The 23,224-nt window shown below is 61.6% G+C and carries 18 protein-coding genes; 9 read left to right on the top strand and 9 right to left on the bottom strand.

Annotated features, from left to right (window positions below; all coding sequences use genetic code 11):
- The first annotated feature begins 11 nt into the window (after nucleotides 1–11).
- Nucleotides 12–1,607, top strand: coding sequence for a methyl-accepting chemotaxis protein (locus BN1121_RS18895; RefSeq protein WP_005360504.1), 1,596 nt, complete (start codon nucleotides 12–14; stop codon nucleotides 1,605–1,607).
- Between the two features lie 71 nt (nucleotides 1,608–1,678).
- Here BN1121_RS18895 and BN1121_RS18890 read toward each other — a convergent pair whose 3' ends face one another.
- On the bottom strand, nucleotides 1,679–3,205 hold the full coding sequence (locus tag BN1121_RS18890; protein ID WP_005360501.1) for a fumarate hydratase: 1,527 nt from the start codon (nucleotides 3,203–3,205) through the stop codon (nucleotides 1,679–1,681).
- 291 nt (nucleotides 3,206–3,496) lie between these two features.
- On the opposite strand from BN1121_RS18890, the gene pabB reads away from it, so the two are divergent.
- The 4 genes from pabB (at nucleotide 3,497) to BN1121_RS18870 (ending at nucleotide 8,377) form a co-directional block, all read left to right on the top strand.
- A complete protein-coding gene (gene pabB / locus BN1121_RS18885) occupies nucleotides 3,497–4,783 on the top strand; it encodes an aminodeoxychorismate synthase component I (RefSeq protein WP_043158142.1) in 1,287 nt (428 codons plus the stop codon).
- The gene (locus tag BN1121_RS18880) at nucleotides 4,780–5,376 is read left to right on the top strand and encodes a CoA pyrophosphatase (protein ID WP_043598201.1); all 597 of its coding nucleotides are present in this window, start codon (nucleotides 4,780–4,782) and stop codon (nucleotides 5,374–5,376) included. Before pabB ends, BN1121_RS18880 begins: the two co-directional genes overlap by 4 nt.
- A gap of 183 nt (nucleotides 5,377–5,559) precedes the next feature.
- A complete protein-coding gene (locus tag BN1121_RS18875; protein WP_005360496.1) occupies nucleotides 5,560–6,858 on the top strand; it encodes a serine/threonine transporter in 1,299 nt (432 codons plus the stop codon).
- Nucleotides 6,859–6,994: 136 nt separating this feature from the next.
- Complete coding sequence (locus BN1121_RS18870) at nucleotides 6,995–8,377, top strand: L-serine ammonia-lyase (protein ID WP_043598199.1); 1,383 nt, start codon at nucleotides 6,995–6,997, stop codon at nucleotides 8,375–8,377.
- A gap of 83 nt (nucleotides 8,378–8,460) precedes the next feature.
- Here the strand turns inward: BN1121_RS18870 and BN1121_RS18865 are convergent, their stop codons facing one another.
- A complete protein-coding gene (locus BN1121_RS18865; RefSeq protein ID WP_005363842.1) occupies nucleotides 8,461–8,703 on the bottom strand; it encodes a DinI-like family protein in 243 nt (80 codons plus the stop codon).
- Between the two features lie 341 nt (nucleotides 8,704–9,044).
- Between BN1121_RS18865 and selD the strand changes: the two genes are divergently transcribed.
- From selD to BN1121_RS18850, 3 genes are read left to right on the top strand one after another with little or no spacing between them, the layout of a single operon-like run.
- Nucleotides 9,045–10,085, top strand: coding sequence for a selenide, water dikinase SelD (selD, locus tag BN1121_RS18860; RefSeq protein ID WP_043598197.1), 1,041 nt, complete (start codon nucleotides 9,045–9,047; stop codon nucleotides 10,083–10,085).
- The gene (mnmH, locus tag BN1121_RS18855; RefSeq protein WP_005363845.1) at nucleotides 10,075–11,184 is read left to right on the top strand and encodes a tRNA 2-selenouridine(34) synthase MnmH; all 1,110 of its coding nucleotides are present in this window, start codon (nucleotides 10,075–10,077) and stop codon (nucleotides 11,182–11,184) included. Before selD ends, mnmH begins: the two co-directional genes overlap by 11 nt.
- A gap of 11 nt (nucleotides 11,185–11,195) precedes the next feature.
- Nucleotides 11,196–11,840 carry an MBL fold metallo-hydrolase gene (locus BN1121_RS18850; protein ID WP_005363847.1) on the top strand — a complete coding sequence of 215 codons (645 nt, stop codon included), beginning with the start codon at nucleotides 11,196–11,198 and terminating at the stop codon, nucleotides 11,838–11,840.
- 113 nt (nucleotides 11,841–11,953) lie between these two features.
- Here the strand turns inward: BN1121_RS18850 and rplY are convergent, their stop codons facing one another.
- The 5 genes from rplY to BN1121_RS18825 all read right to left on the bottom strand — a co-directional run bounded on the left by rplY (nucleotide 11,954) and on the right by BN1121_RS18825 (nucleotide 18,716).
- Nucleotides 11,954–12,241: a 50S ribosomal protein L25 gene (gene rplY, locus BN1121_RS18845; RefSeq protein WP_005363850.1), complete on the bottom strand. Its 288-nt coding sequence runs from the start codon at nucleotides 12,239–12,241 to the stop codon at nucleotides 11,954–11,956.
- Nucleotides 12,242–12,348: 107 nt separating this feature from the next.
- Nucleotides 12,349–13,080 (bottom strand): hypothetical protein, encoded by a 732-nt coding sequence (locus BN1121_RS18840; RefSeq protein ID WP_043598195.1) that lies wholly within the window; start codon nucleotides 13,078–13,080, stop codon nucleotides 12,349–12,351.
- Nucleotides 13,081–13,122: 42 nt separating this feature from the next.
- A complete protein-coding gene (gene hrpA / locus BN1121_RS18835; RefSeq protein WP_043158278.1) occupies nucleotides 13,123–17,007 on the bottom strand; it encodes an ATP-dependent RNA helicase HrpA in 3,885 nt (1,294 codons plus the stop codon).
- Between the two features lie 167 nt (nucleotides 17,008–17,174).
- Nucleotides 17,175–17,567 carry a CBS domain-containing protein gene (locus BN1121_RS18830; protein ID WP_005362617.1) on the bottom strand — a complete coding sequence of 131 codons (393 nt, stop codon included), beginning with the start codon at nucleotides 17,565–17,567 and terminating at the stop codon, nucleotides 17,175–17,177.
- A gap of 78 nt (nucleotides 17,568–17,645) precedes the next feature.
- Entirely contained in the window at nucleotides 17,646–18,716 is a 1,071-nt protein-coding gene (locus BN1121_RS18825) for a helix-turn-helix transcriptional regulator (RefSeq protein ID WP_231553065.1), read from the bottom strand.
- Nucleotides 18,717–19,629: 913 nt separating this feature from the next.
- Between BN1121_RS18825 and BN1121_RS18820 the strand changes: the two genes are divergently transcribed.
- Nucleotides 19,630–20,883 carry an amidohydrolase gene (locus BN1121_RS18820; RefSeq protein WP_043158281.1) on the top strand — a complete coding sequence of 418 codons (1,254 nt, stop codon included), beginning with the start codon at nucleotides 19,630–19,632 and terminating at the stop codon, nucleotides 20,881–20,883.
- 26 nt (nucleotides 20,884–20,909) lie between these two features.
- Here the strand turns inward: BN1121_RS18820 and yjjG are convergent, their stop codons facing one another.
- Together yjjG and BN1121_RS18810 are read right to left on the bottom strand one after the other, a co-directional pair.
- Entirely contained in the window at nucleotides 20,910–21,593 is a 684-nt protein-coding gene (gene yjjG, locus BN1121_RS18815) for a pyrimidine 5'-nucleotidase (RefSeq protein ID WP_005362606.1), read from the bottom strand.
- A gap of 1 nt (nucleotide 21,594) precedes the next feature.
- The gene (locus BN1121_RS18810; RefSeq protein ID WP_005362604.1) at nucleotides 21,595–23,085 is read right to left on the bottom strand and encodes a M17 family metallopeptidase; all 1,491 of its coding nucleotides are present in this window, start codon (nucleotides 23,083–23,085) and stop codon (nucleotides 21,595–21,597) included.
- Between the last annotated feature and the right edge of the window lie 139 nt (nucleotides 23,086–23,224).

Genomic DNA, 23,224 nt, shown 5'->3' with positions numbered 1-23,224 from the left:
GACGCCAACCCATGCGTAATCTCTCGTTAAACCAGAAGATCTTTCTCCCCCTCTCTCTGGTCATAGGCTCGACCTTTTTTCTCTCTTACGAGCTCTCGGCCTGGCTGCAACGTGATCTCTCCCTCAAGCTCGTGACCGAGAAGGTGGACAACGTCGCCAACACCTACATGGATCAGCTCAACGTCCTGATGGTGACCGGCACCATCGCCAATCGCCAGATAGTGCAGACCAAGCTCAAGAGCGAGCCCGGCATCGTCGAGGCACGCCTCATCCGGGCGCCCGCAGTCACCGGCGTCTTTGGCCCCGGCCACGAGGATCAGAAGCCGGTCGACGGGTGGGATCACCGCGCCATCGAGAAAGGCGAGCTGATCCTCGAGCAGGAGGGTGAACGCCTCACCCTGATCAAACCCTTCAAGGCCTATAAGGAGTACCGCGGCACCCAGTGCACCACTTGCCACCAGGTGCCCGAGGGAACCGTAATGGGGGCGGTGCGCATCACCTATGATCTCGGCCACACCTTCGCCGAGATCAGGCATAACAACTGGCTCCTCGTCGGTGCCATGACCCTGGTCTTTGGCCTCGGCTTTGCCGTGCTGGCCTGGGTGCTGCAACGCTACATCAAGCGACCCATCAAGGCGCTGCAAGGCTCGGTCACCCGCATCGCGTCCAGCCGGGATCTGGCCCATCCCCTGCCCCGTGCGGGCAAGGATGAGCTCGGCGAGATGACCCGGGCGGTAGACGAGATGGTGCAAGGGTTCAAGAGCAGCCTGCAGGAGGTCGAGGCGGCGAGCCGCCACATCCTGAGCGAGTCAGAGAAGATCCGCGGCGTGGCCGCCAGCACAGAGCAACACGCCAACACCCAAAACGATCAGACCGATCAGGTGGCCACCGCCGTAACCGAGCTCGATGCCAGCTCCAGCGAGGTGCGCCAGCACAGCGAGCGCAGCGCCGAGCTCTCGGCCCTCACCGACAAGGATGCCGCCCAGGCCAGTCGGCTCGCCGAAGCCTCTATCGGCAGCATGGGTGAGATGTCGGCCGAAATTGGACGGGTCGACAAGGTGATCAAGGCCCTCGACGAGCGCTGCCTGGCGGTGGACGGGGTGCTGGAGGTGATCAAGGGGATCGCCGATCAGACCAACCTGCTGGCACTGAATGCGGCCATTGAAGCCGCCCGGGCTGGGGAGCAGGGTCGCGGCTTTGCCGTGGTGGCCGACGAGGTGCGGGCGCTGTCGAGCCGCAGCCGTGCCGCCAGCGAGGAGATAGCACAGATGATCAAGGCGCTGCAGGACGAGGCCCAGAGCGCCGTCGCCGTGATTGGCGATGCCGAGAGCAAGGCCGACGAGAGCATCACCAGGACCCGGGACACCCTGGATGCCATGAAGACCATCATAGAGCGCATCGCCACCATCAACACCCTCAATGGCCAGATGGTGCAGGCCGCCTCTGAGCAGAGCCGGGTCTGCCACGATGTGAGCCTCTCGGTCAACGGCATCCGCGACACGGCCCATGAGACCCTGGCCCAGGCCCGCTCCGCCAGCTCCGCCTGCGCCGAGCTGGTGGCACTCTCCAACCGGCTCGAGTCGCTGCTCAAGACCTATCGCTGGTAACAGGCACTCTGATAACAAAAAAGGCGCACCCCATGGGGTGCGCCTTTTCACGTTAGAGCCCGAGGGCGCCCTTAAGAGGAGAGCTCTCCGTCCAGCTCGGCAATCCTGGCCGACCAGTAGGCCGGGCCGGTCTCGTGGATATTGTTGCCTTGCGAGTCGACCGCCACGGTCACCGGCATGTCTTCCACCTCGAACTCGTAGATGGCTTCCATGCCCAGATCGGCAAAGGCGACCACGCGGGCCTTCTTGATGGCCTTGGCCACCAGGTAGGCGGCGCCACCGACGGCCATCAGGTAGACGGCCTGGTGCTCCTTGATGCTCTGCACCGTTTTCGGGCCACGCTCGGACTTGCCGATCATGCCAATCAGGCCGGTTTCACCCAGCATCATGTCGGTGAACTTGTCCATCCGGGTGGAGGTGGTGGGACCGGCAGGGCCGACCACTTCGTCGCGCACCGCGTCGACCGGACCTACGTAGTAGATGAAGCGGTTGGTGAAATCGACCCCTTCCGGCAGCCCTTCACCGCGCGCCAGCATGTCGGCGATGCGCTTGTGGGCGGCGTCGCGGCCGGTGAGGATCTTGCCCGACAGCAGCACGGTGTCACCGCTCTTCCAGCTGGCGAGCTCGGCCTTGGTGATGCCATCGACGTTGACGCGGCGCACGTTGCCGCCCGCCTCACGGGTGATCTCGGGCCAATCTTCCAGCTTGGGCGGGGTCAGCTCGGCCGGGCCGGAGCCGTCAAGCTCGAAGTGCACGTGACGGGTGGCGGCGCAGTTGGGGATCATCACCACCGGCTTGGAGGCGGCGTGGGTCGGGGCGGATTTCACCTTCACATCGAGCACGGTCGTGAGGCCGCCGAGGCCCTGGGCACCGATGCCGAGCTTGTTGACCTTGTCATAGAGCTCGACGCGCAGCTTCTCTTCGGTGGTCTCGGGGCCGCGGGCGATCAACTCCTGAATGTCGATGTGTTCCATCAGGGCCTCTTTGGCCAGCACGGCCGCCTTCTCGGCGGTGCCGCCGATGCCGATACCCAGCATGCCCGGCGGGCACCAGCCCGCGCCCATGGTCGGCACGGTTTTGAGCACCCACTCGACGATGTCGTCGGAGGGGTTGAGCATCACCATCTTGGATTTGTTCTCTGAGCCACCGCCCTTGGCGGCGATGCTCACCTCGACCTTGTTGCCCGGGATCATGTCGATATGCACCACGGCCGGGGCGTTGTCTTTGGTGTTCTTGCGGCTGCCGGCGGGGTCGGCCAGCACGGAAGCGCGCAGCGGGTTATCCGGGTTGGTGTAGGCGCGGCGGGTGCCTTCGTCCACCATCTCCTGCACCGTCATGTCGCTGTCCCACTGCACCTGCATGCCGATCTTCACGAAGCAAGTGACGATGCCGGTGTCCTGGCAGAGCGGACGGCGGCCTTCGGCAGACATGCGGGAGTTGATCAGGATCTGGGCCAGGGCGTCCTTGGCGGCCGGGTTGGCTTCCCGGTCATAGGCAGCCTTGGCGGCCTGGACGAAATCGAGGGGGTGGTAATAAGAGATGTATTGCAGGGCATCTGCGATGGAATCGATGAAATCCTGTTTTTTTATGATGCTCATAATTGCCTCACTGGCCTTGCCCGGGCGTGCTGGGTACATAGGCAAGGGCTTCCATGGTGATGCCGCGTCGGATGAATCTTGTTATGTTGACCGCGTCCGGCGGCGACTTTGCTCGATTTTGCCGGGCTATGATACGCTCACGGGCACCGAATCGACTAGGGAGCAGGTCGCAAAACTGCCGTTTGCCGGTTTAACGCCTTAAAAAATATGACAACGCATCGATACATAGCCCCCTTCCCTGCCGCCAACCTGCGCACCTTCTTCGCGCGCCTCGCCCACCAATCCTGGGCCATGCTGCTCGACTCGGCCGGGGAGCCTGGCGTGGACAACCGCTTCGACATTCTGGTGGCCGATCCCCTCGCCACCCTGGAGAGTCGTGGCACCACCACCCGGATCCGCTGTGGCTTGCAGGACGAGGCATCGGGTGACGATCCTCTCACCCTGCTGGCGCATTGGCAGGAGCAGCTGCTCGGCCCGCTGCAGACCGACGACACCAGCCCCCTGCCCTTTACCGGCGGCGCGCTGGGGCTCTTCGGTTACGATCTGGGGCGCCGCTTCGAGCGCCTGCCAAGCCAGGCCAAGGCCGATCTGGCCCTGCCCGACATGGCCGTCGGCATCTACGACTGGGCGCTCATTCGGGATCATCAGGCCGGCATCACCCAGCTGGTGGTGCAAGGTGACAAGGCACAGTGGCAGGCCCGCCACGACTGGTTAATGCGTCAGGAGGAAGCGGCCGCCCCGCCCTTCGCCCTGACCACGCCCTGGCTTAGCAACATGACCCGGCAAGAGTATGAGGAGAAGTTCGACGCTATCCAGGAGTACCTGAGGGCCGGTGACTGCTACCAGATCAACCTGACCCAGCGTTTTGCCGCAGGCTATCGGGGTGACGAGTGGCAGGCTTACCTGCGCCTGTGTCAGGGCAATCGGGCCCCCTTCTCTGCCTTTTTACGGCTACCGCAGGCCGCCATCTTGAGCCTGTCGCCGGAACGCTTCCTGCGCCTTGCCGGGCGCACGGTCGAAACCAAGCCCATCAAGGGGACCCGGGCCCGCCATCCGGATCCCGAGCGCGATGCCGCGGCCGCCGTCGAGCTCTCGCACGCCCCGAAAGATCGGGCCGAGAACCTGATGATCGTGGACTTGCTGCGCAACGACATAGGTCGGGTCTGCACGCCGGGAACGGTGAGTGTGCCGCATCTCTTTACCATCGAGAGTTTTCCGGCCGTCCATCACCTGGTCTCCACCATTCGCGGCGAACTGGCCGCCGGCTACTCGGCGGTGGATCTGCTGCGCGCCTGCTTCCCGGGCGGCTCCATCACCGGCGCCCCCAAGATCCGCGCCATGGAGATCATCGAGGAGCTCGAGCCGGTGCGCCGCAACGCCTACTGTGGCAGCATCGGTTATCTGAGCCAGCACGGCCAGATGGACACCAGCATCACCATCCGCACCCTGATCGCCGAGGCGGACCACCTCTATTGCTGGGCTGGCGGCGGCATAGTGGCCGACTCTGAGGTAGCGAGTGAATACCAGGAGACCTTCGACAAGCTCTCGCGCATCTTGCCGCTGCTGGAGGCCCCATGATCCGGGATGAGCTGCTCACCCGCTATCTGCTGACCCTGCCTGCGGCGCCCGGCGCCGCCCATCGGGCCGATCTGGATCAGGCCGCGGTGCTGCTGCCCCTGGTGTTGCGCGAGGATGGATGGCAGCTGCTGCTCACCCGCCGCGCCCGTCACCTGCGCCACCACGCAGGTCAAGTCAGTTTTCCCGGCGGACGGCGCGATCCGGAGGATGAGAGCCTCATCGCCACCGCCCTGCGTGAGACCGAGGAAGAGCTCGGCATCGCGCCCTCGCGCCTGACCGTACTCGGCCACCTGCCCCCCCTTCCGACCGTGTCGCGCTTCTGGGTACAACCCGTGGTGGCCCTGCTCAATGCAGACTATGTGGCCACCCCCAACCCTCATGAGGTAGAGCGCGCCTTCGAGGTCCCCCTCTCCTTCCTGCTGACCCCCTCCCATCATGAGGGGTGGACGCTGGAGCGACACGGCCAGCGTCACACCATCTGGTTTATCCCGTGGCAGCAAGAGCTCATCTGGGGGGCCACGGCGGCCATCATCCGGCAGCTGGCGGGCCAACTGGCACCGCAACATTTTAGCAACTCAAAAGAGCGCCGATAGGGGCCGATTAACATTCAATTTACGTTTAAACCTTTTCAAAAAAGTTTAAAAATTATCGATAAGATCACGATTTTATACATTTACTCATATAAACACCGTTAAAAGTGGAATCTGATCAACATTTTTCACTACAAAGCCTGTATCCTTGCGCCACATCATAAGAACCACACATGGGGTGTTTACATGTCTGACAACGTCACAAGCGCGCAAGGAATTGCTAGCCGTCAGGAGCAAGGAATCAGCTCCGCCACGTCCTGCGGTTGGACGAAACAAGACACAACCTGGGTTATCAGCCTGTTCGGTACCGCCGTCGGCGCCGGCATTCTGTTCCTGCCTATCAATGCCGGCATGGGCGGCTTCTGGCCGCTGGTGGTGATGGCGCTGCTGGTCGGTCCCATGACCTACTTCGCCCACCGCGGTCTGGCCCGCTTCGTGCTGTCCTCCAAGCAGAAGAACGCCGACATCACGCAAGTGGTGGAAGAGCACTTCGGCGCCGGCGCCGGCAAGCTCATCACCCTGCTCTACTTCTTCGCCATCTACCCGATCGTGCTGATCTACGGTGTCGGTATCACCAACACGGTCGAGAGCTTCATGGTCAACCAGCTGCAGATGGCCGCGCCGCCGCGCTGGATCCTCTCCATCGTGCTGATCATGGGCATGATGTCGGTGATGCTGGCCGGTGAGAAGCTGATGCTCAAGGTCACCGAGCTGCTGGTCTATCCCCTCATCGCCATCCTGGCCGGTCTGTCACTCTATCTCATCCCGGACTGGACCGGCGCCGCTCTGGCTCAGGTACCGAGTGCCAAGGATTTCGCCACCACCCTGTGGCTGACCATCCCTGTGCTGGTGTTTGCCTTTAACCACAGCCCGGCCATCTCCAGCTTCGCCCTGGCCCAGCGCCGCGATCACGGTGACAACGCCGTGGCCAAGTCCGATGCAATCCTCAAGCGCACCAGCATGGTATTGCTCGGCTTCGTCATGTTCTTCGTCTTCTCCTGCGTCATGAGCCTGACACCGGCACAGCTGGCCGAAGCCAAGGCCCAGAACATCGCCGTGCTCTCTTATCTGGCCAACCAACACGCCAGCCCGATCATCTCCTACTTCGGTCCGCTGGTAGCGTTTGTCGCCATCGTCTCCTCCTTCTTCGGCCACTACCTGGGTGCCCGCGAAGGCCTCAAGGGGATCATCGTTCAGCAGATGCGCAGCAGCGGCAAGCAGCCTGACATGAAGAAGCTCGAGGTGTTCATCATCGCCTTCTTCATCCTGACCCTGTGGGGCACCGCCGTGGCTAACCCCTCCATCCTCGGCATGATCGAGTCACTGGGTGGCCCCATCATCGCCACCATCCTCTTCATCATGCCCATGTACGCCATCAAGAAGGTACCGGCCATGGCCAAGTACCAAGGCGCCATCAGCAACGTCTTCGTTGCCTTCATGGGCATGGTGGCCATCTCTGCCATCCTGTTCCAACTGGTTGGCTGATCGATCCCACCGTCGATTCAAGGGGCTGCTTTTGCAGCCCCGTTTCATTTCTGGGCCCTGGCTCACGCCATTACCTTTCCCTGCCATCCAAAAAAGTGACAATATTTAGACAAAACTCATAATGGAGCTCCGGCCCATGATCAGCGTGTTCGACCTCTTCTCTATCGGTATCGGCCCCTCCTCTTCCCACACCGTCGGGCCCATGCGTGCCGCCCACAGCTTTATCCGGCATCTCGAGCAGCAAGGGCTCCTGAAAGATATCGATCGAGTCGAGACCGAGTGTTATGGCTCCCTCGGCCAGACCGGCAAGGGACACGGCACCGGCAAGGCGATCATCCTCGGGCTGGCGGGCTTTGAGCCCGACACGGTCGATATCGATACCATCCCCGCCTTTCTCACCGCGGTTGAGCACAATCAGACCCTGCTGCTGGGCGGCGTCCAGCCCAGCCGCTTCCCGCGCCAGGGAGCCATCCTCTTTAACCGGCGCAAGAGCCTGCCCCTGCATGCCAATGGCATGACCCTCAGGGCCTTTTCCGGCGATGCTCTGCTGTGTGAGCAGACCTACTACTCCATCGGGGGCGGTTTTATCATCGAAGAGAGCCGCTTTGCCTCGGCGCAGGCACAGGCCAGAGAAGAGGAGAGCGCTCGCCCCCTTCCCTACCCCTTTGACAGCGGTGCCGAGCTGCTGGCCCATTGCAAGGAGAGCGGTCTCTCCATCGCTGCCGTGATGCTCGCCAACGAGAAGGTGTATCGCAGTGAAGAGCAGATAAAAGCCGGGCTGCGCCGGATCTGGGAGACCATGCGCGCCTGCGTGATCCGGGGCTGCAAGAGTGAAGGGATCCTGCCCGGCGGCCTCAAGGTCAAGCGCCGGGCGCCCATCCTGTTTCGCCAGCTCACCAGCGAGGCGGGATTTAACAAAGACCCTCTCATGGTGATGGAGTGGGTGGATCTCTTTGCCCTGGCCGTCAACGAGGAGAATGCCGCCGGCGGGCGGGTGGTGACGGCCCCGACGAACGGCGCCTCCGGCATCATTCCTGCTGTGCTGCACTACTACGATCGCTTCGTGCATACGGTCGATGACGATCACCTGGTGCGCTTCTTTCTCACCGCCGCCGCCATCGGCATCCTTTACAAGAAGAATGCCTCCCTCTCGGGGGCCGAGGTGGGATGTCAGGGAGAGGTGGGCGTCGCCTGCTCCATGGCGGCCGGCGCCCTGGCCGAGCTGCTGGGCGGTAGCCCGGATAACGTGGAAAACGCCGCCGAGATCGGCATGGAGCACAATCTGGGCCTCACCTGCGATCCGGTAGGCGGACAGGTGCAGGTGCCCTGTATCGAACGTAACGCCATGGGGGCGGTCAAGGCGATCAATGCCGCCAAGTTGGCCTTGCGCGGCACAGGGGAGCACAAGGTATCGCTGGACAAGGTGATCAAGACGATGCGCGAAACCGGGCTCGACATGAAGACCAAGTATAAGGAGACGGCCCGGGGGGGCCTCGCGGTCAATATCACAGAGTGTTGAGTCAGGCCGGCGCCCCCTATGCTGCGTCAGGATGCGCCGGCCCGGGCAGCGAGCCAGTCTTGTGCGGCAGGCTCGCCCTGTGACTAGGCTACCTCCGGCATCCAGCTGTCGGCCTCTTCCCACACCGACTGGACCAGCGCCTCGAGGTCCTCTTTCTGCTCTTTACTGGCCCGGGTGATATTCATGGCCATGGCACTGCCATGAGCAACCCGGACCTGAATATCCGGATAGCGCTCCTCCAGCCGGCGTTGCAGTGCCTGATAGAGGGCATCCATCACCTCCTGGGTGATCTGGTGCTTACGGTCGATAATGATCTCTACTTTCATCCTTGCGCGCCTCATAACGCCTCACTAAACACCTGTATTTTTATACAGCAATTTTGTTTTGTAAAGCCATGCCTTGCGTTGTTAAGCCAACGGGTCAGCGGGCACGCCGCCCTGGATATCCGGGACGAACACGCCCTCTTGACCCAGCCGCGGCTCGGCCAGTGCTCACACCGCGTCGCAAACTTGATCTGCACCAAACCAAGTCGTGGATTTTCAAGCCGCCGATTCGAGGCGCGGCCATTGTGTGGCATAATGCGCCGTCCTGTGGCCGAAGGGCATCAGCTCCTTCCTGCACGCCACGCCGAATTTGCGGCCCTTGGCCGCCCCTTTGCGAGGTCAACATGTCTTCCGTTCGCCTGACCCAATACAGCCACGGTGCCGGCTGTGGTTGCAAAATTTCTCCCAAGGTGCTCGACACCATTCTCAAGAGCAACATTCCCGGCTTTAACGATCCCCACCTCGTCGTTGGCAACAGCAGCAAGGATGACGCCGCCGTCGTCGATATCGGCAACGGCCAGGGCATCGTCTCCACCACCGACTTCTTCATGCCCATCGTCGACGATCCGTTCACCTTCGGCCGTATCGCCGCAACCAACGCCATCAGCGATATCTACGCCATGGGGGGTAAACCCATCGTCGCCATCGCTATCCTGGGCTGGCCGGTCAATCTGCTCGCCCCAGAGATAGCCCAGCAGGTGGTCGACGGTGGTCGCCAGGCCTGCCATGACGCCGGCATTTCGCTGGCGGGGGGCCACAGCATCGATGCCCCCGAGCCCATCTTCGGCCTCGCGGTCACCGGCATTGTTCCCCTCGAGCGCCTCAAGCAAAATGACACGGGTCGCAGTGGCGATCGCCTCTACCTGACCAAGCCCCTCGGCATCGGCATCCTCACCACGGCCCAGAAGAAGGGCAAGCTCAAGGCCGAGCACGAACACCTCGCCCCGCAGGCCATGTGCACCCTCAACACCCTGGGTGAGCGCTTCGCCGCCCTGCCGGGGGTCCACGCCATGACCGACGTCACCGGCTTTGGTCTGGCCGGCCATCTGCTCGAGATGTGTGAAGGGGCCGGTCTGACCGCCGTGCTCGACTTCGACGCCCTCCCCCTGCTGCCCGAGGTGGATCACTATCTCGCCGAAGGGTGTGTGCCGGGCGGCACGCTACGCAACCACGACTCCTATGGTCACAAGCTGCCGGCCCTGGATGAGCGGACTCGCAACATTCTCTGCGATCCCCAGACCAGTGGTGGTCTGCTGGTCGCCGTGGACAGCGACAGCGAGGCCGAGCTGATGGCCATCGCCGCCGAGGCCGGCCTCAGCCTGTACCCCATCGGTCACCTCAAGGAGCGACAGAGCCAGTGGGTCGAGGTCAATCGTGGCGCATAACGAACTCGTGACCGACCTGGCCGCCCTGTTTCTCGAGGATGTGCCCCTTATCGATCTGCGTGCCCCCATCGAGTTTCAGGAAGGGGCCTTTCCCCACGCCGTCAACCTGCCTCTGATGACCAACGAGGAGCGGGCCCAGGTGGGCACCTGCTTCAAACAGCATGGCCAGGCTGCGGCCATCGCACTGGGCCACTCCCTGGTGTGTGGTGAGGTGAAGGCCGAACGCATGGCCGCCTGGCAGACCCATATCGCCGCTCATCCCAACGCCGTGCTCTACTGCTTTCGCGGAGGCCTGCGCTCCCAGACGGTGCAGCAGTGGCTGGCCGAGGCGGGCTTGGAGCGTCCCCGGGTTGCGGGGGGCTACAAGGCACTGCGTCAGCTGCTGATCCAGACCGTCGAGCAGAGTGCGCGCGAGGATAACTGGACCGTGCTCACCGGCATGACGGGCTCGGGGAAGACTCATCTGCTCAACCGGGTCAGCTGTGCCATCGATCTCGAGGGACACGCTCACCATCGCGGCTCCTCGTTTGGCCGTCTGCCCGAGGGACAGCCCTCTCCCATCGGCTTCGAGAACACCCTGGCTATTGAGATCCTCAAGCGGCGCCAGCAGGGCGAGCACCATTTCGCGGTGGAAGACGAGAGCCATCTGATCGGGCGCTGTGCCATCCCGCTCCCCCTGTTCGAGCGCATGGGTATGGCACCCGTGGTGGTGGTCGAGGTCTCCCGCGAGGAGCGGGCCGAGCAGATCCGCCAGGACTATGTGGTCGATCTGGCCGAGCGCTACCGGGCACACCATGGGGACGAGGCGGGCTGGTCGCTCTTTTGCGAGGCGCTGCAAGACAGCCTAGCGCGCCTTAAGAAGCGCCTTGGGGATATGGGCTGGCGCGAGCTCGACAGCCTGATGCGCGGCGCCCTCGAAGAGCAGGCACGCAGTGGCCGAAGCGAGGCGCATCTGGCCTGGATCGGCCTGCTGCTGGAGCGCTATTACGATCCCATGTACCTCTACCAGTTGGAGAAGAAACAGGAGCGCATCGTCTTTCGCGGTGAGCGGGCAGCCTGCCTCGCCTACCTCAACCAACTGGCCAAACCGGCCTGCTGACAGGAGATCCCATGCTGAAGTTCGAGGTGATCCCGGTCACCCCCTTTGCCCAAAACTGCTCTCTCATCTGGTGTGACGAGACCCATGAGGCGGCGCTGATCGATCCGGGTGGTGAGCCCGAGAAACTCAAAGAGGCCCTGAGCCGCCACGGCCTGACCCTGCGCCACATCATCTTGACCCACGGCCATCTCGATCATGTGGGCGCCGCCGAGGCCCTGCGCCGCGAGCTGGGCTGCCTCATCCTCGGCCCCCATCGGGATGATGCCTTCTGGCTCGAGATGCTGCCCAAGCAGTCCCAGATGTTCGGCTTCCCCCCTACGCCGGCCTTCGCCCCCGACCGCTGGCTCGCCGCGGGGGACCAGCTCACCCTGGGCCAGCAGCGCCTCGAGGTCTATCACTGCCCGGGTCACACCCCAGGTCACGTGGTACTGCTCTCACGGGAGCTGCAGGTCGCCTGGGTCGGCGACGTGCTCTTTGCCGGGAGCATTGGTCGCACCGACTTCCCCAAGGGCGATCACGCCACCCTGATCCGCTCCATCAACGAGACCCTGTTGCCCCTCGGTGACGAGGTGGTCTTCATCCCGGGCCACGGTCCCAGCTCTACCCTAGGGCGTGAGCGGGTCAGCAACCCCTACCTGACCCAACCTATCTGGTAACAGAGAGCCGCCCAAGGGCGGCTCTGCTTGTTGCACGCGTCTGACCCGATTGGTCTGACGCGCCAATGCAAAAAGGCCACCCTGAGGTGGCCTTTTTAGGAGGTCGTCGGCGATTAGGCGCGAACGAAGTCCAGGTGAACCAGCTTCGGCTTAACCGGGTGACGCTGGATGTCCTTGACCTTAACCTTTACTTCTTCGCCGTTGATAACCAGGGTCAGCACATCGCTGTAGAACTCCGGCTTCTCTTGGTCGATGATCAGCTTTTTGTGGTCCAGGGTAACGGAAACGGCTTCTTTAGCGGCACCGTAGATGATGGCCGGAACCAGGTCAGCATGACGCAGGCGGCGGCTCGCACCTTTCCCCATGTCAGTACGGACTTCAGCTTGGTATACGAAAGACATAGTAATATCTCTTATCTGGATGAATAAATGGTGATGACTGCGACCGGTCAACACCTCGCAAAACGAGCGCGAATACTAGCATGGGGCACCCTGCCAGGCAAGCGGCTTCAACGCGGCAGGGCAATCACCGCCGCCTGGCGCTGGGCGGCCGTCATGGCTTGATAACGTTGCAGATGCTGCGGCCCCGGGCAGCGCAGCTCACTGCCCGGACGCAGTTGGCCGCGCGGTCCCAGACTGGCGAGGTTCTGCGCATGCAGTGCCAACACCAGGGTGTAGGTATCTCCCCCTTGCTCGCGGGCCAGGCCATCGGCGATGCGCCAGAGGGTCTCCCCTTCCCCCACCCGATGGCAGACCCCCGCAGGCAGCGCCGTTGAGCCTACTGTCGTACTGGCCACCTGAGTCGGTGTCTGTGCAGTAAGGCGCTGAGGGTGCCAAGGCTCCTGCCACCCTGCCCACTCCAGGACAAACGGCACCCGCTCGATTGGCAAGGCCTCGCGCAGCTCGGCATGCGGTGTGGTCACCCCTGGCCTGACCGTAATCCCATAGGCCATCTCTTCGATGCGACGAAGGCGCATCTGATAGACACGGGAGAGTTGTGGACTCCCCTCGAACAGGGCGAAGGGGGGCTTGAGGCGAGCCGGGAAGAGCAGCTGCCAACGGCCATGACGCTGCTCCGTCTCCAGTACAGGAAACTGGTTGCCATGCCAGGCGGCAAAGATCGGGGGCAAGGGGCGCGAGGTCGGGTACCAGGCGGGATCGAGCGCAACCCAGGTCTGCTCTGCCAGCGGCATATAGCCGCTCACATTCACCGAGACCAATGCAAGCCAGCCTAACAGCATTCCCTTGCCTCCATTTATAGCTTTGTTATCAACCGGTTGAGCTTAGCATGCCTCAATGGCATTCAATACCCGCTTGTCCGAGACCGGATAGGGGGTGCCGAGATTCTGGGCGAAGAAGGAGACGCGCAGCTCCTCGATCATCCAACGGATCTCGACCACCTCGGGGGCCATGGGCTGCCCCTTGGGCACCTTGGCCAGCAGGGCCTGATAGGCCTGCTCGACACTCTGCACCTTGAGCATGTAGACCCGATCCCGGTTGGCATCGACCGCCAACTTCTCGAGCCGGCGCTCGATGGCGCGCAGGTAACGAAGCAGATCGGGCAACCGCTTCCAACCGGTCTCGCTGACGAACCCCTTGTGGATCATCCGCTCCAACTGGGCCTGCACGTCAGACATGGCAAAGGCGGTGTCGAGCTGCATCTTGCCCTTGAGCCGTTTTCTGATGTCGTGGGCCAGGGTCAGCACCGCCTCGACCTGGCTGGCGACCTCCACCACCACATCGTTCAGCTCGGCGCGCACAAACTCCTTGAGCGCCTCGAACCCCTCGGCGTCCCAGGCCACGCCGCCGTGCTGCTCGATAAGCTTGTCGCAGCCACAGGCGATGCAGTCATCGATAAGATCGCTCACCTTGCCAAACGGGTTGAAGTAGAGCCCCAGCTTGGCCTTGTTGGGGAGCTTCTCCTGCAAGTATTTGATAGGAGACGGCACGTTCAGGAGGATGAGGCGGCGCTGGCCGGCCCACATCAATTGCTGTTGTACCACCGGGCTCTCGACCAGAGTGATGGCCACCGAGTCCTTCTCATCCACCAGCGCCGGATAGGCTTTCACTTCGAAGCCGCTGCGCTTTTGGCTGTACTCCTTGGGCAGCTCGCCAAAGCTCCACAGGGTCAGACCCGACTGCTCGATGTCGTCGTCCGCCACCTTGGAGAGGGTCTCCTGCACCTTGCCGCGCAGAGACTCCTTGAGGGCGAGCAGATCCTTGCTCTCGGCCACCTTGCGCTGGCGCTCATCCACCACCCGGAAGGTGAGTTTCAGGTGATCGGGCACCCCGCTCCAGTCCCACGCCTCGCGATCCACGCTGACACCGGTCATGCGCTTGAGGTGGCGCTCCATGGCATCGAGCAGCGGCCCCTGCTCGGGGCTGATGGAGGCCATCAGCGCCTCGGCATAGTTGGGGGCCGGCACAAAGTTCTTGCGCACCGGCTTGGGCAGTGACTTGATGAGGGCCACCAGGAGCTCTTGCCGCAGCCCCGGGATCTGCCACTCGAAGCCCACCGGCTCGACCTGGTTGAGCAGCGGCAGCGGTATGTGCAGGGTAACGCCGTCGGCGGCCTCCCCCGGTTCGAACTGGTAGCTGAGCTTGAGTTTCAGACGCCCCTGGTGCCAGGTATTGGGATAGTCGAGCTCGCTCACGTGGGCGGCGTCCCCCTTCATCAGCATCTCGCGCTCGAAGTTAAGCTGCTCAGGGTCGCGCTTTTGCGCCTCCTTCCACCACTTGTCGAAGTGGCGTGCCGAGACCACCTCCTCGGGGATACGCGCCTCGTAGAAACGGAACAAGTCCTCGTCATCGACCAGAATATCGCGCCGGCGCGACTTGTGCTCGAGCGCCTCGACCTCGGCCAGGAGCTTGCGGTTCTCGCCAAAGAAGCGGTGGCGAGTCTCGAAGTCCCCCTCCACCAGGGCATGGCGAATAAAGAGCTCGCGGCACAGTGCCGGATCGATGCGGCTGTAGTTAATGGGCCGCTCGGCGACCAGGGTGAGGCCAAACAGGGTCACCTTCTCGCTCGCCATGACGGCGCCCTGCTTCTTCGACCAGTGGGGCTCGCTGTGGTGCAGCTTGATGAGATGGCCGGCCAGTGGCTCCACCCACTCGGGCTCGATGCGGGCGTTGATGCGGGCATAGAGGCGCGAGGTCTCTACCAACTCGGCGGCCATCACCCACTTGGGCGGCTTCTTGAACAGACCCGAGGCCGGGAAGAGGTGGAAGCGGGCATTGCGCGCCCCGAGAAACTCGCTCTTTTCCAGATCCTTGTTACCGATGTGACTGAGCAGGCCGGTGAGGATGGCGCAGTGGACGCTCTTGTAATCCCCCTGCTCGCTGTTGTTCTTAAAGCCCAGCTCCTTGACGGTCTGGCGCAGCTGGAAGTGGATATCCTGCCACTCACGCACCCGCAGGTAGGAAAGAAACTCCTTCTGGCACTGGCGACGGAAGGCATTGCTCGAGAGCGCCTCCTGCTGCTCCTGCAGGTAGTTCCACAGGTTGAGGAAGGCGAGAAAATCCGAGTCCTTGTCATCGAAGCGGCGATGCTGCTCGTCGGCGGCCTGTTTCTTCTCCATCGGCCGCTCGCGCGGATCCTGGATGCTCAGGGCCGAGGTGATCACCATCATCTCCTTGAGGCAGCCGGTGGCGGCCCCGGTGATCACCATCTTGGCCAGACGGGGATCGAGGGGAATGCGCGCGAGCTGGCGACCGGTCTCGGTAAGGCTGAGTGCCTCACGGCCGTCGCGGCCATGCCGCTCTTGCACCGCCCCCAGCTCTTTGAGCAGGGAGAGACCATCTTTGATGTGGCGCGACTCGGGCGGCTCGACGAAGGGGAAGGCCTCCATGTCACCAAGGCCCAGGGAGAGCATCTGCAAGATGACCGAGGCCAGGTTGGTGCGCAGGATCTCGGGATCGGTGAAGGCGGGGCGGCCGTTGAAATCCGCCTCCGAGTAGAGGCGGATACAGATCCCGTCCGCCACCCGGCCGCAGCGCCCCTTACGCTGGTTGGCACTGGCCTGGGAGACCGGCTCGATGGGCAGGCGCTGCACCTTGGTACGCCAGGAGTAGCGGCTGATCCGCGCCGTACCGGGATCGATCACGTAGCGAATACCCGGCACCGTGAGCGAGGTTTCGGCCACGTTGGTGGCGAGCACGATACGTCGCCCCGCGTGGGGCTGGAACACCTTGTTCTGCTCGGCATTGGAGAGGCGCGCATACAGCGGCAACACCTCGGTATCGCGCAGGTTGAGCTTGCGCAGGCCATCGGCGGTGTCGCGGATCTCCCGCTCGCCGTTCATGAAGATGAGTATGTCGCCGAGTCCCTCATGACTGAGCTCCTCGACCGCATCGAAGATCCCCTGCAGCTCATCCCTGTCATCCGCCCCGTCGGTCAACGGGCGATAGCGCACCTCCACCGGGTAGGTGCGGCCCGACACCTCGATGATCGGCGCCTTGCCGAAGTGGCGGGAGAAGCGCTCCGGATCTATGGTGGCCGAGGTGATGATCACCTTGAGATCGGGACGGCGCGGCAGCAACTCCTTGAGATAGCCGAGAATGAAGTCGATGTTGAGACTGCGCTCATGGGCCTCATCGATGATGATGGTGTCGTACTGGGTCAGCAGTCGGTCATGTTGGATCTCGGCCAGCAGGATACCGTCAGTCATCAGCTTGATGTGGGTCTGCTCGCTCACCTGATCGGTAAAGCGCACCTTGTAGCCCACGTATTGACCGAGCTCGGACTGCATCTCCTCGGCGATGCGCGCCGCCACGGTGCGGGCCGCGAGGCGCCGCGGCTGGGTGTGGCCGATGTAGCCCTTCACCCCGCGCCCGAGGGAGAGACAGATCTTGGGGATCTGGGTGGTCTTGCCCGAGCCGGTCTCGCCGGCAATGATCACCACCTGGTGATCGCGAATGGCTGCGGCAATTTCATCCGCCTTCTGGCTGACGGGCAGATTCTCGGGATAGGTGACGGCAGGTACCCCGGCCTGACGACGAGCGAGGCGCTCCTCAGCCTGACGCAGATCGGCGTCGATGGTGGCGAGCACCGCCTCCTGTTTGGCCGCCGGCACCTTGGCGACGCCGTGCAGACGCTTGCCCAACTGACGGGCATCGAGATTCATGCAGTGGGCGAGACGCGCCCGCAGGGCAGGAAGTGTAAGAGACAAGAGAGAGATTCCTGATAGCGATCGACTGGGGCCATCCTCATGCAGGCATGGCCGATAAATGCAATGACCCGATCCTAAAGATCCCCTCGGACAGGCGCAAGAAAAAGGCGGTCAGAGATGACCAAGAGAAAGGGACGGGTCTCCCCGTCCCTACTGAACCAAGGCGTTCAGGCCGGATGGTTGATAAAACAATCCTGCAGCTGCTCGTTGATGGCCTTGAGCACTAGGTGACGATTGATGACCCCCACCAGACGCCCGTCTTCGAGCACCGGATACATCTTGGGTTTGTGCTCCGTCATCATGCCAGCCAGCTCCAATACCGAGCTCTCCGGCCCGACGCTGAGCACCTCTTTACGCATCACGTCCTGAACCAGCGCCACCTGCTCGCAGTGGTAGGTTCCCTCCAGCATGGTGGCGAGGCAATCCTGCTCGGAAATCCATCCCAACAAATGCCCCTGCTTGTCCACCACGGGGCCGCCCATCTGATTGCTGTGCAAAAACTTCTCCACCGCGGCGGGTATAGTGGTATCGGGCGAGAGGGTCACCGGGCGAGCCAACATGTAATCCTTTACTTTCAATGAGTGCATATCTTCCCCCAAGGCATTGACGGCTAGCGACCCCTTGAGTGTAGACATCCCTCATGAAATGGATTGCAGCAAGAGCAACAGCTCGCTCTGGCTGTGGCAGTCGGTCTTCTTGAAGACACTCTTGAGGGTCGAGCGTACCGTTTCGACCTTGACGCCGCGCAACTCGGCGATGTCGCTGCTGCTGTAGCCCTTGCTCAGCAGTAGCAGCAGCTCGCGCTCCCCGCTGGTCAAGGGATAGAGATTCCCCATGGCGGTGATATCGGCAGAGAAAGAGTGGTCGGGATCGCGGATCACCAGTTCAATATAACGTTCGGCATTGCGCAGCCCGCTCATCAGGCTGGCTTGCAGCAGCAGGGGCCTCAACCCACCGCTACGCGTCACAGGCATGTAACGGGGAGTACTCTGCGTCGTATAACTAAAGCCCGCCAGCAATTCACGAAATTGTCGCTGTTGATCCTTGTTGTTTATATACAAAACGCCACTTTGCATTCTCAGCTCATGATTATCGTCTGCGATGCGATTGAACTCTGCATTGGAATATTTCACCCCCCCCTTGTCATCCACAATGGCCACCGCCTTGCTCTGATGCTTGACGAGCTGCTGCAATTGGTGATTCTGCAGTTCGAGGCCAACCAGATTCCAATAGTTGCGGCTCCAGGAGGCAAGGCCAAAATAGAGGCTGTCCCAGACACCAATTTCTTGTTCATTGAAATCGTTTTGTAACTGATCCCGATATGAACTGACGCTGGTCAGGCCGTAACCCGTCACTCGGCACACGCCGCCGATGGCAAAGCGAGCCCCGAAACCAGCCAGCAACCCCGCCTTGTTACTGAGCGTGTCGGCCTTGACGACCCCTTTGCACCCCTTCTCGAGATAGTGGTTGAACCAGATATCCTGACGATGATGCTGAAGGTAATAGTGGTGCTGCGCCTCGCTCAAACCACTTGAAAAAAGCGTAATTCGACCACTTTTCTCCTCATCCCTGAGCAGCAATAGGGATAATGAACTACCAGAGTCTCTTCTGACCTCTTCCAATACCAAATTGATATCGGAATCATTTATGCCGCACTCGTAGAGTTGCGATAAATAATGTGGCACCCGTTCTTGCGCTGTCCTCAACACCCCTGAACTCCTTTTTATTATTTTTGCCAAACGATACTAACCGGATGTTAATTCTGTGAAAAGTAAAAGATAAGCACTCCCATCTTCATGGACGACCGCCTCCAAACCGGACCAGCATCTTTACCGCGAAACGGCCTCAACACATCGGGGATAGATACGGGGTGACGGCGCGTCATCTGGTGGCCCGACCAAGCAGGAAGACGAAGAGGCCACCCAGGGGCCCAACGAGGCTCATGGCTAAATTTAGACCACAACCGGGGTGATAAGTAGCAGTTCAAGACTCAGAAACACTAAAGCGACCATTTCTGACAGAAAAATTAGCCATTACTGGCCACCAAGATGACATAAATCTGACAACGGGTTGGCACCATGACTCAAACCTCGATATCCAGGACAAAGACAATAACTAAAAACCTTTTTAAAACACGCACATAACCACGAGCTATTACGTTTAAAGTGCCTAACTCAAGTCAGTAACTCTCGACTAAGGAAAGATAGCAAAAAGGGGGGGAGAAAGTGTCATTGCAAACAAAACCCCGGTTTTTACCAACTTAGTATTGAAATCATGCCTCTGCATGGTATGATTGATTCATAATTAACCATACCGAGGAGAGCGGAGATGAAAGAATTTATTGTTACTGCAGTTTTTACCGTCTTTTTTGCCCTGATTGCCACATCCGTTCCCTCTTTGGCTCAGATGTGAGCCAAACCAGCGGTAGCGCAGGGAGTTAGAGAGACGGGCGTCTCCAAATGCGGGGCGATAAGTGCTTGCAACAGGCACTTATCGCCCCTTTTTTGTATCTGAAAAACGCGCCATCCTGCCGGCGCACTCCTCTTACCAGCCGATCAATCTGCTTGCCAGTGAAACCCAAGGGCGCACAATAGCCTGCGTATTGCTGACGAGGGGAAAATGATGCACGCCGATGAGCTGGTCAGGTGGCGACGGGATCTGCACCGCTACCCTGAAGCCGCCTGGAAAGAGTTCCGCACGACCAGTCTGATTGCCCGCCACCTGGCGTCGCTGGGGTTTACCCTGAAGCTGGGAGAAGATCTGTTGGCCGCCCCCCTGGTGATGGGGCGTGAAGTCGATGTCGCGGCCGAAAAGGCTCGCGCCCTGCTGCAAGGGGGCGATCCCGACTGGATCGAACGCATGGGCGATCTGACCGGTGTCATGGGGTTGCTGGAAACCGGACGACCGGGACCGACCCTGGCGTTTCGCTTCGACATCGATGCCGTCGAGGTCAGCGAAAGCGAGGCTCCTCAGCACCCGCCGGTGCGCGATGGGTTTTGCTCACAAAACCCCAGCTGGATGCATGCCTGCGGCCATGATGGCCATACCGCCATCGGCCTTGCCCTGGCCTCCCGACTGATGAAACACAGGGCGCAGTTGTGCGGTCGCATCAAGCTGCTGTTTCAACCGGCCGAAGAGGGGTGCCGTGGTGGTAAGGCGCTGGCGTCCGGTGGCGCGCTCGACGACGTAGACGCCCTGCTCTGCCTGCACCTCGGGATCCATGCCGCCAGTGGTGAGATCGTTCTCAATCCTACCGATTTTCTCTGCTCCACCAAGTTTGATGTCCACTTCTTCGGCACACCGGCCCATGCCGGTCTGGAGCCCAATGCCGGTGCCAATGCTCTGGCGGCCGCCTGCAGTGCCACCACGGCCCTGCTCGGTATTCCGCGCCATCGCGATGGCATGACCCGGATCAACATAGGCACCCTGCAAGGGGGAAGCGGGCGCAACGTCATCGCCGATCATGCCCTCTTGTGCGGCGAAACCCGAGGCTCGGAGCCGCACCTTAACGACTACATGTTTGGTCAGGTCCAGCGGATCGTGGAGGGTACGGCCCTCGCCTTTGGGGTCACCTATCGCATCATCAAACAGGGGGAAGCCCAGGGATTGACCAACTCACCCGAGCTCGTGGCCGAGCTGGAGGGGATGGCACAGGCAGAAGGGTTCTCCGTGGTACCGACCCGACGTTTTGGCGCCAGCGAGGATGCCGGTTTTCTGTTAGAGCGGGTACAGCGAGGCGGGGGACAGGCGGCCTATCTGGTGGTGGGAGCCCATCTCGCCGCACCGCATCATCACAATGCCTTCGACTTCGATGAGGGCGTCATGATGCGGGCGGTCAACTTGCTGGAGCGATGGGCCCGAACTCGGGCCCGTTGATACACCCGGGGGGCCGACATGGCCCCCTATTCATCGATACCGATCACCTCCAACAATTGGGAGATATGGTGGATATGATGGGTTGGATGGCAGGTCTGATCGCTAAAGCCGGGATCATACCAGCAGGTCGATAGCCCGGCCGCCGCGGCGCCGGCAATGTCAGCCAGAGGATTATCCCCCACCATCAGCACCCGCCGGGGCTCAGTCACCGGCAGTTGTGACAGGGCCAGCTCGAAGATCCCGCTATGGGGTTTGGAAAGCCCGATCTCGTCTGAGACCAGCACAGGGCTAAACCACCCCTCGAGATCGTGGCGTTGCAATCGTCCGCGTTGGGGCAGGCTAAATCCGTTGGTGATGATCCCCATGCCGATCCGGCCACGCAATATGGCCAGCGTCTCCAGCACACCGTCCAGGGGACGACTCAGGGCGATGATTGCCTCCAGGTAGATGCGATTAAGCTCCAGGGGGTGGTGGCCCGTGTGCTGGCCAATGCCGACAAAGCGTTCATGCTGGAGATGATGAGCATCGATCTGTCCGGCATTGAAGCGCTCCCACAGGGTATGGTTAGTCTGCTTGTACTCCGCCAGCAGGGTGGCCTGTGGCTCGAGACCTATGTGGGCCAACATGGCCAGCAGGGCCTCGTGGCCCGGGAAGTCAAACAGGGTCTCATCCAGATCAAACAGGATCCAGTCATAGGCGTAATGGGACATCTCAACGCCCCTGCTTACGTACTTTGGAAAGGAAACGACCATCGGCCAGCAGTGCCAGGGTCAAGCGGACGCCGAAACCCGTGATCTCGCTGGTAACCAGTCCCTGCCCTCCCTTGTGCCGAAAACCGGAGAGATCGAGGTGAAGCCAGGGGGTCTGGGCCGGCACAAAATGGCTCAGAAAACGGGCGGCATCGATATGATCGCACGAGGCGCCGGGGGCGCACTGCAACAGATCGGCCCACTCACTCTCGAGGGTCTCGTCATAGTCTTCATCCAGGGGGAAGGGCCAGATCCGCTCCCCACAACGACGACCCACTTCGATCAGGGGTACCAACCAGGCCTCCCGATTGGTAAAGACACCGCTGTAGCGGCTCCCCAGAGCCCGCTTGCAGGCACCGGTCAGCGTCGCGTAGTCGATCAGCAGATCGGGCGCATTCTCCGACGCCATGGTCAGGGTGTCGGCCAGCACCATACGCCCCTCGGCGTCGGTATCGACCACCTCTATGGTCTTGCCATTGATGGCGGTGACGATGTCGCCGGGGCGGTAGGCCCGCGGCCCAATATGGTTTTCGGCGATCGCCAACCAGCAATCCACCCCATAAGGCAGCCCGGCACGAGTAATCGCCAGCAGGGTGCCCAGCGCCACCGCGCTGCCTCCCATATCCAGATGCATGCCATACATGGAGCCCGCTACCTTGAGGTTGTAGCCGCCTGAATCATGGCAGATCCCCTTGCCAACCAGCGCCAAACGACCCTGCTTGTCACTGACCCGATGGCGCAGCCGCACTATGGCACCCTGATCGTCATCGGCTCCACGTGCCACCGCGAGAAAGGCACCTGCGCCGCGCTCGGCCAGTTGCACCTGATCGTAATCATGACACTCCCACCCTTCCTGCTGCGCCAGTCGATGCACAAAGCGGCGATATTCGCGGGCCGTCAACTCGCTCGAAGGCAGGGCTGAGAGATAACGGGCCAGGGCATTGCCTTCGACTTCGGCCGTGATACGGCGGATGTCGATGGCCAGTGCCGGCGAGAGGGAGACCCGACTCAAGGGCCACCGCTCTTTCGGTGCAGACTTATAGCTGGACAGGACGACCCGCTGGCTGAGCAGCACGCCGAGCGCCGCTTCGGCAACCCGCGCCCCGGCCTCGGGCTCGAAGCCGTAGAGATGAATGGCCACGTGTTCGGCCCGAAGCGGCCCGATCTGGCTCACCACAGTCCGCAGCTTCTTGTAGAGCTGAGCCTCCGACTCCGGGATCGCAGGCAGAAAACCGATCCACTGCCACTGGCCACCCTCGACCCTGTGAATGACGCTGCCCTGATTTAACTGCTCTTGCAGTTGCAGCTCGGGACTCTGAACCTCACCAAGGAAGAAACCCTTGCGATCTTCGGCAACCAGGATGAGTGCCACAGCGGCATCGGATTGGGGAAGCGCATCCAGAGACTGTTCGAGCAGATGAATAGAGGGGGGGGTGTAGCTGAATTCCAACATAGATGAGGCCTGATCCTTGACAACAGACCCTTATGATAACCAGCAAGGAGACGACAAGCCACGCCAACAGACGCTGGCGGCGGAGTAATGAGAAGGAAATCGATGTAACAGTGAGGAAGGTTGGTTGCGGGGGCCGGAT

Source organism: Aeromonas diversa CDC 2478-85 (genome assembly GCF_000819805.1).
In the GTDB taxonomy this organism is placed as follows: Bacteria; Pseudomonadota; Gammaproteobacteria; order Enterobacterales; family Aeromonadaceae; genus Aeromonas; species Aeromonas diversa.
This window is presented reverse-complemented; position numbering and strand designations above follow the sequence as displayed.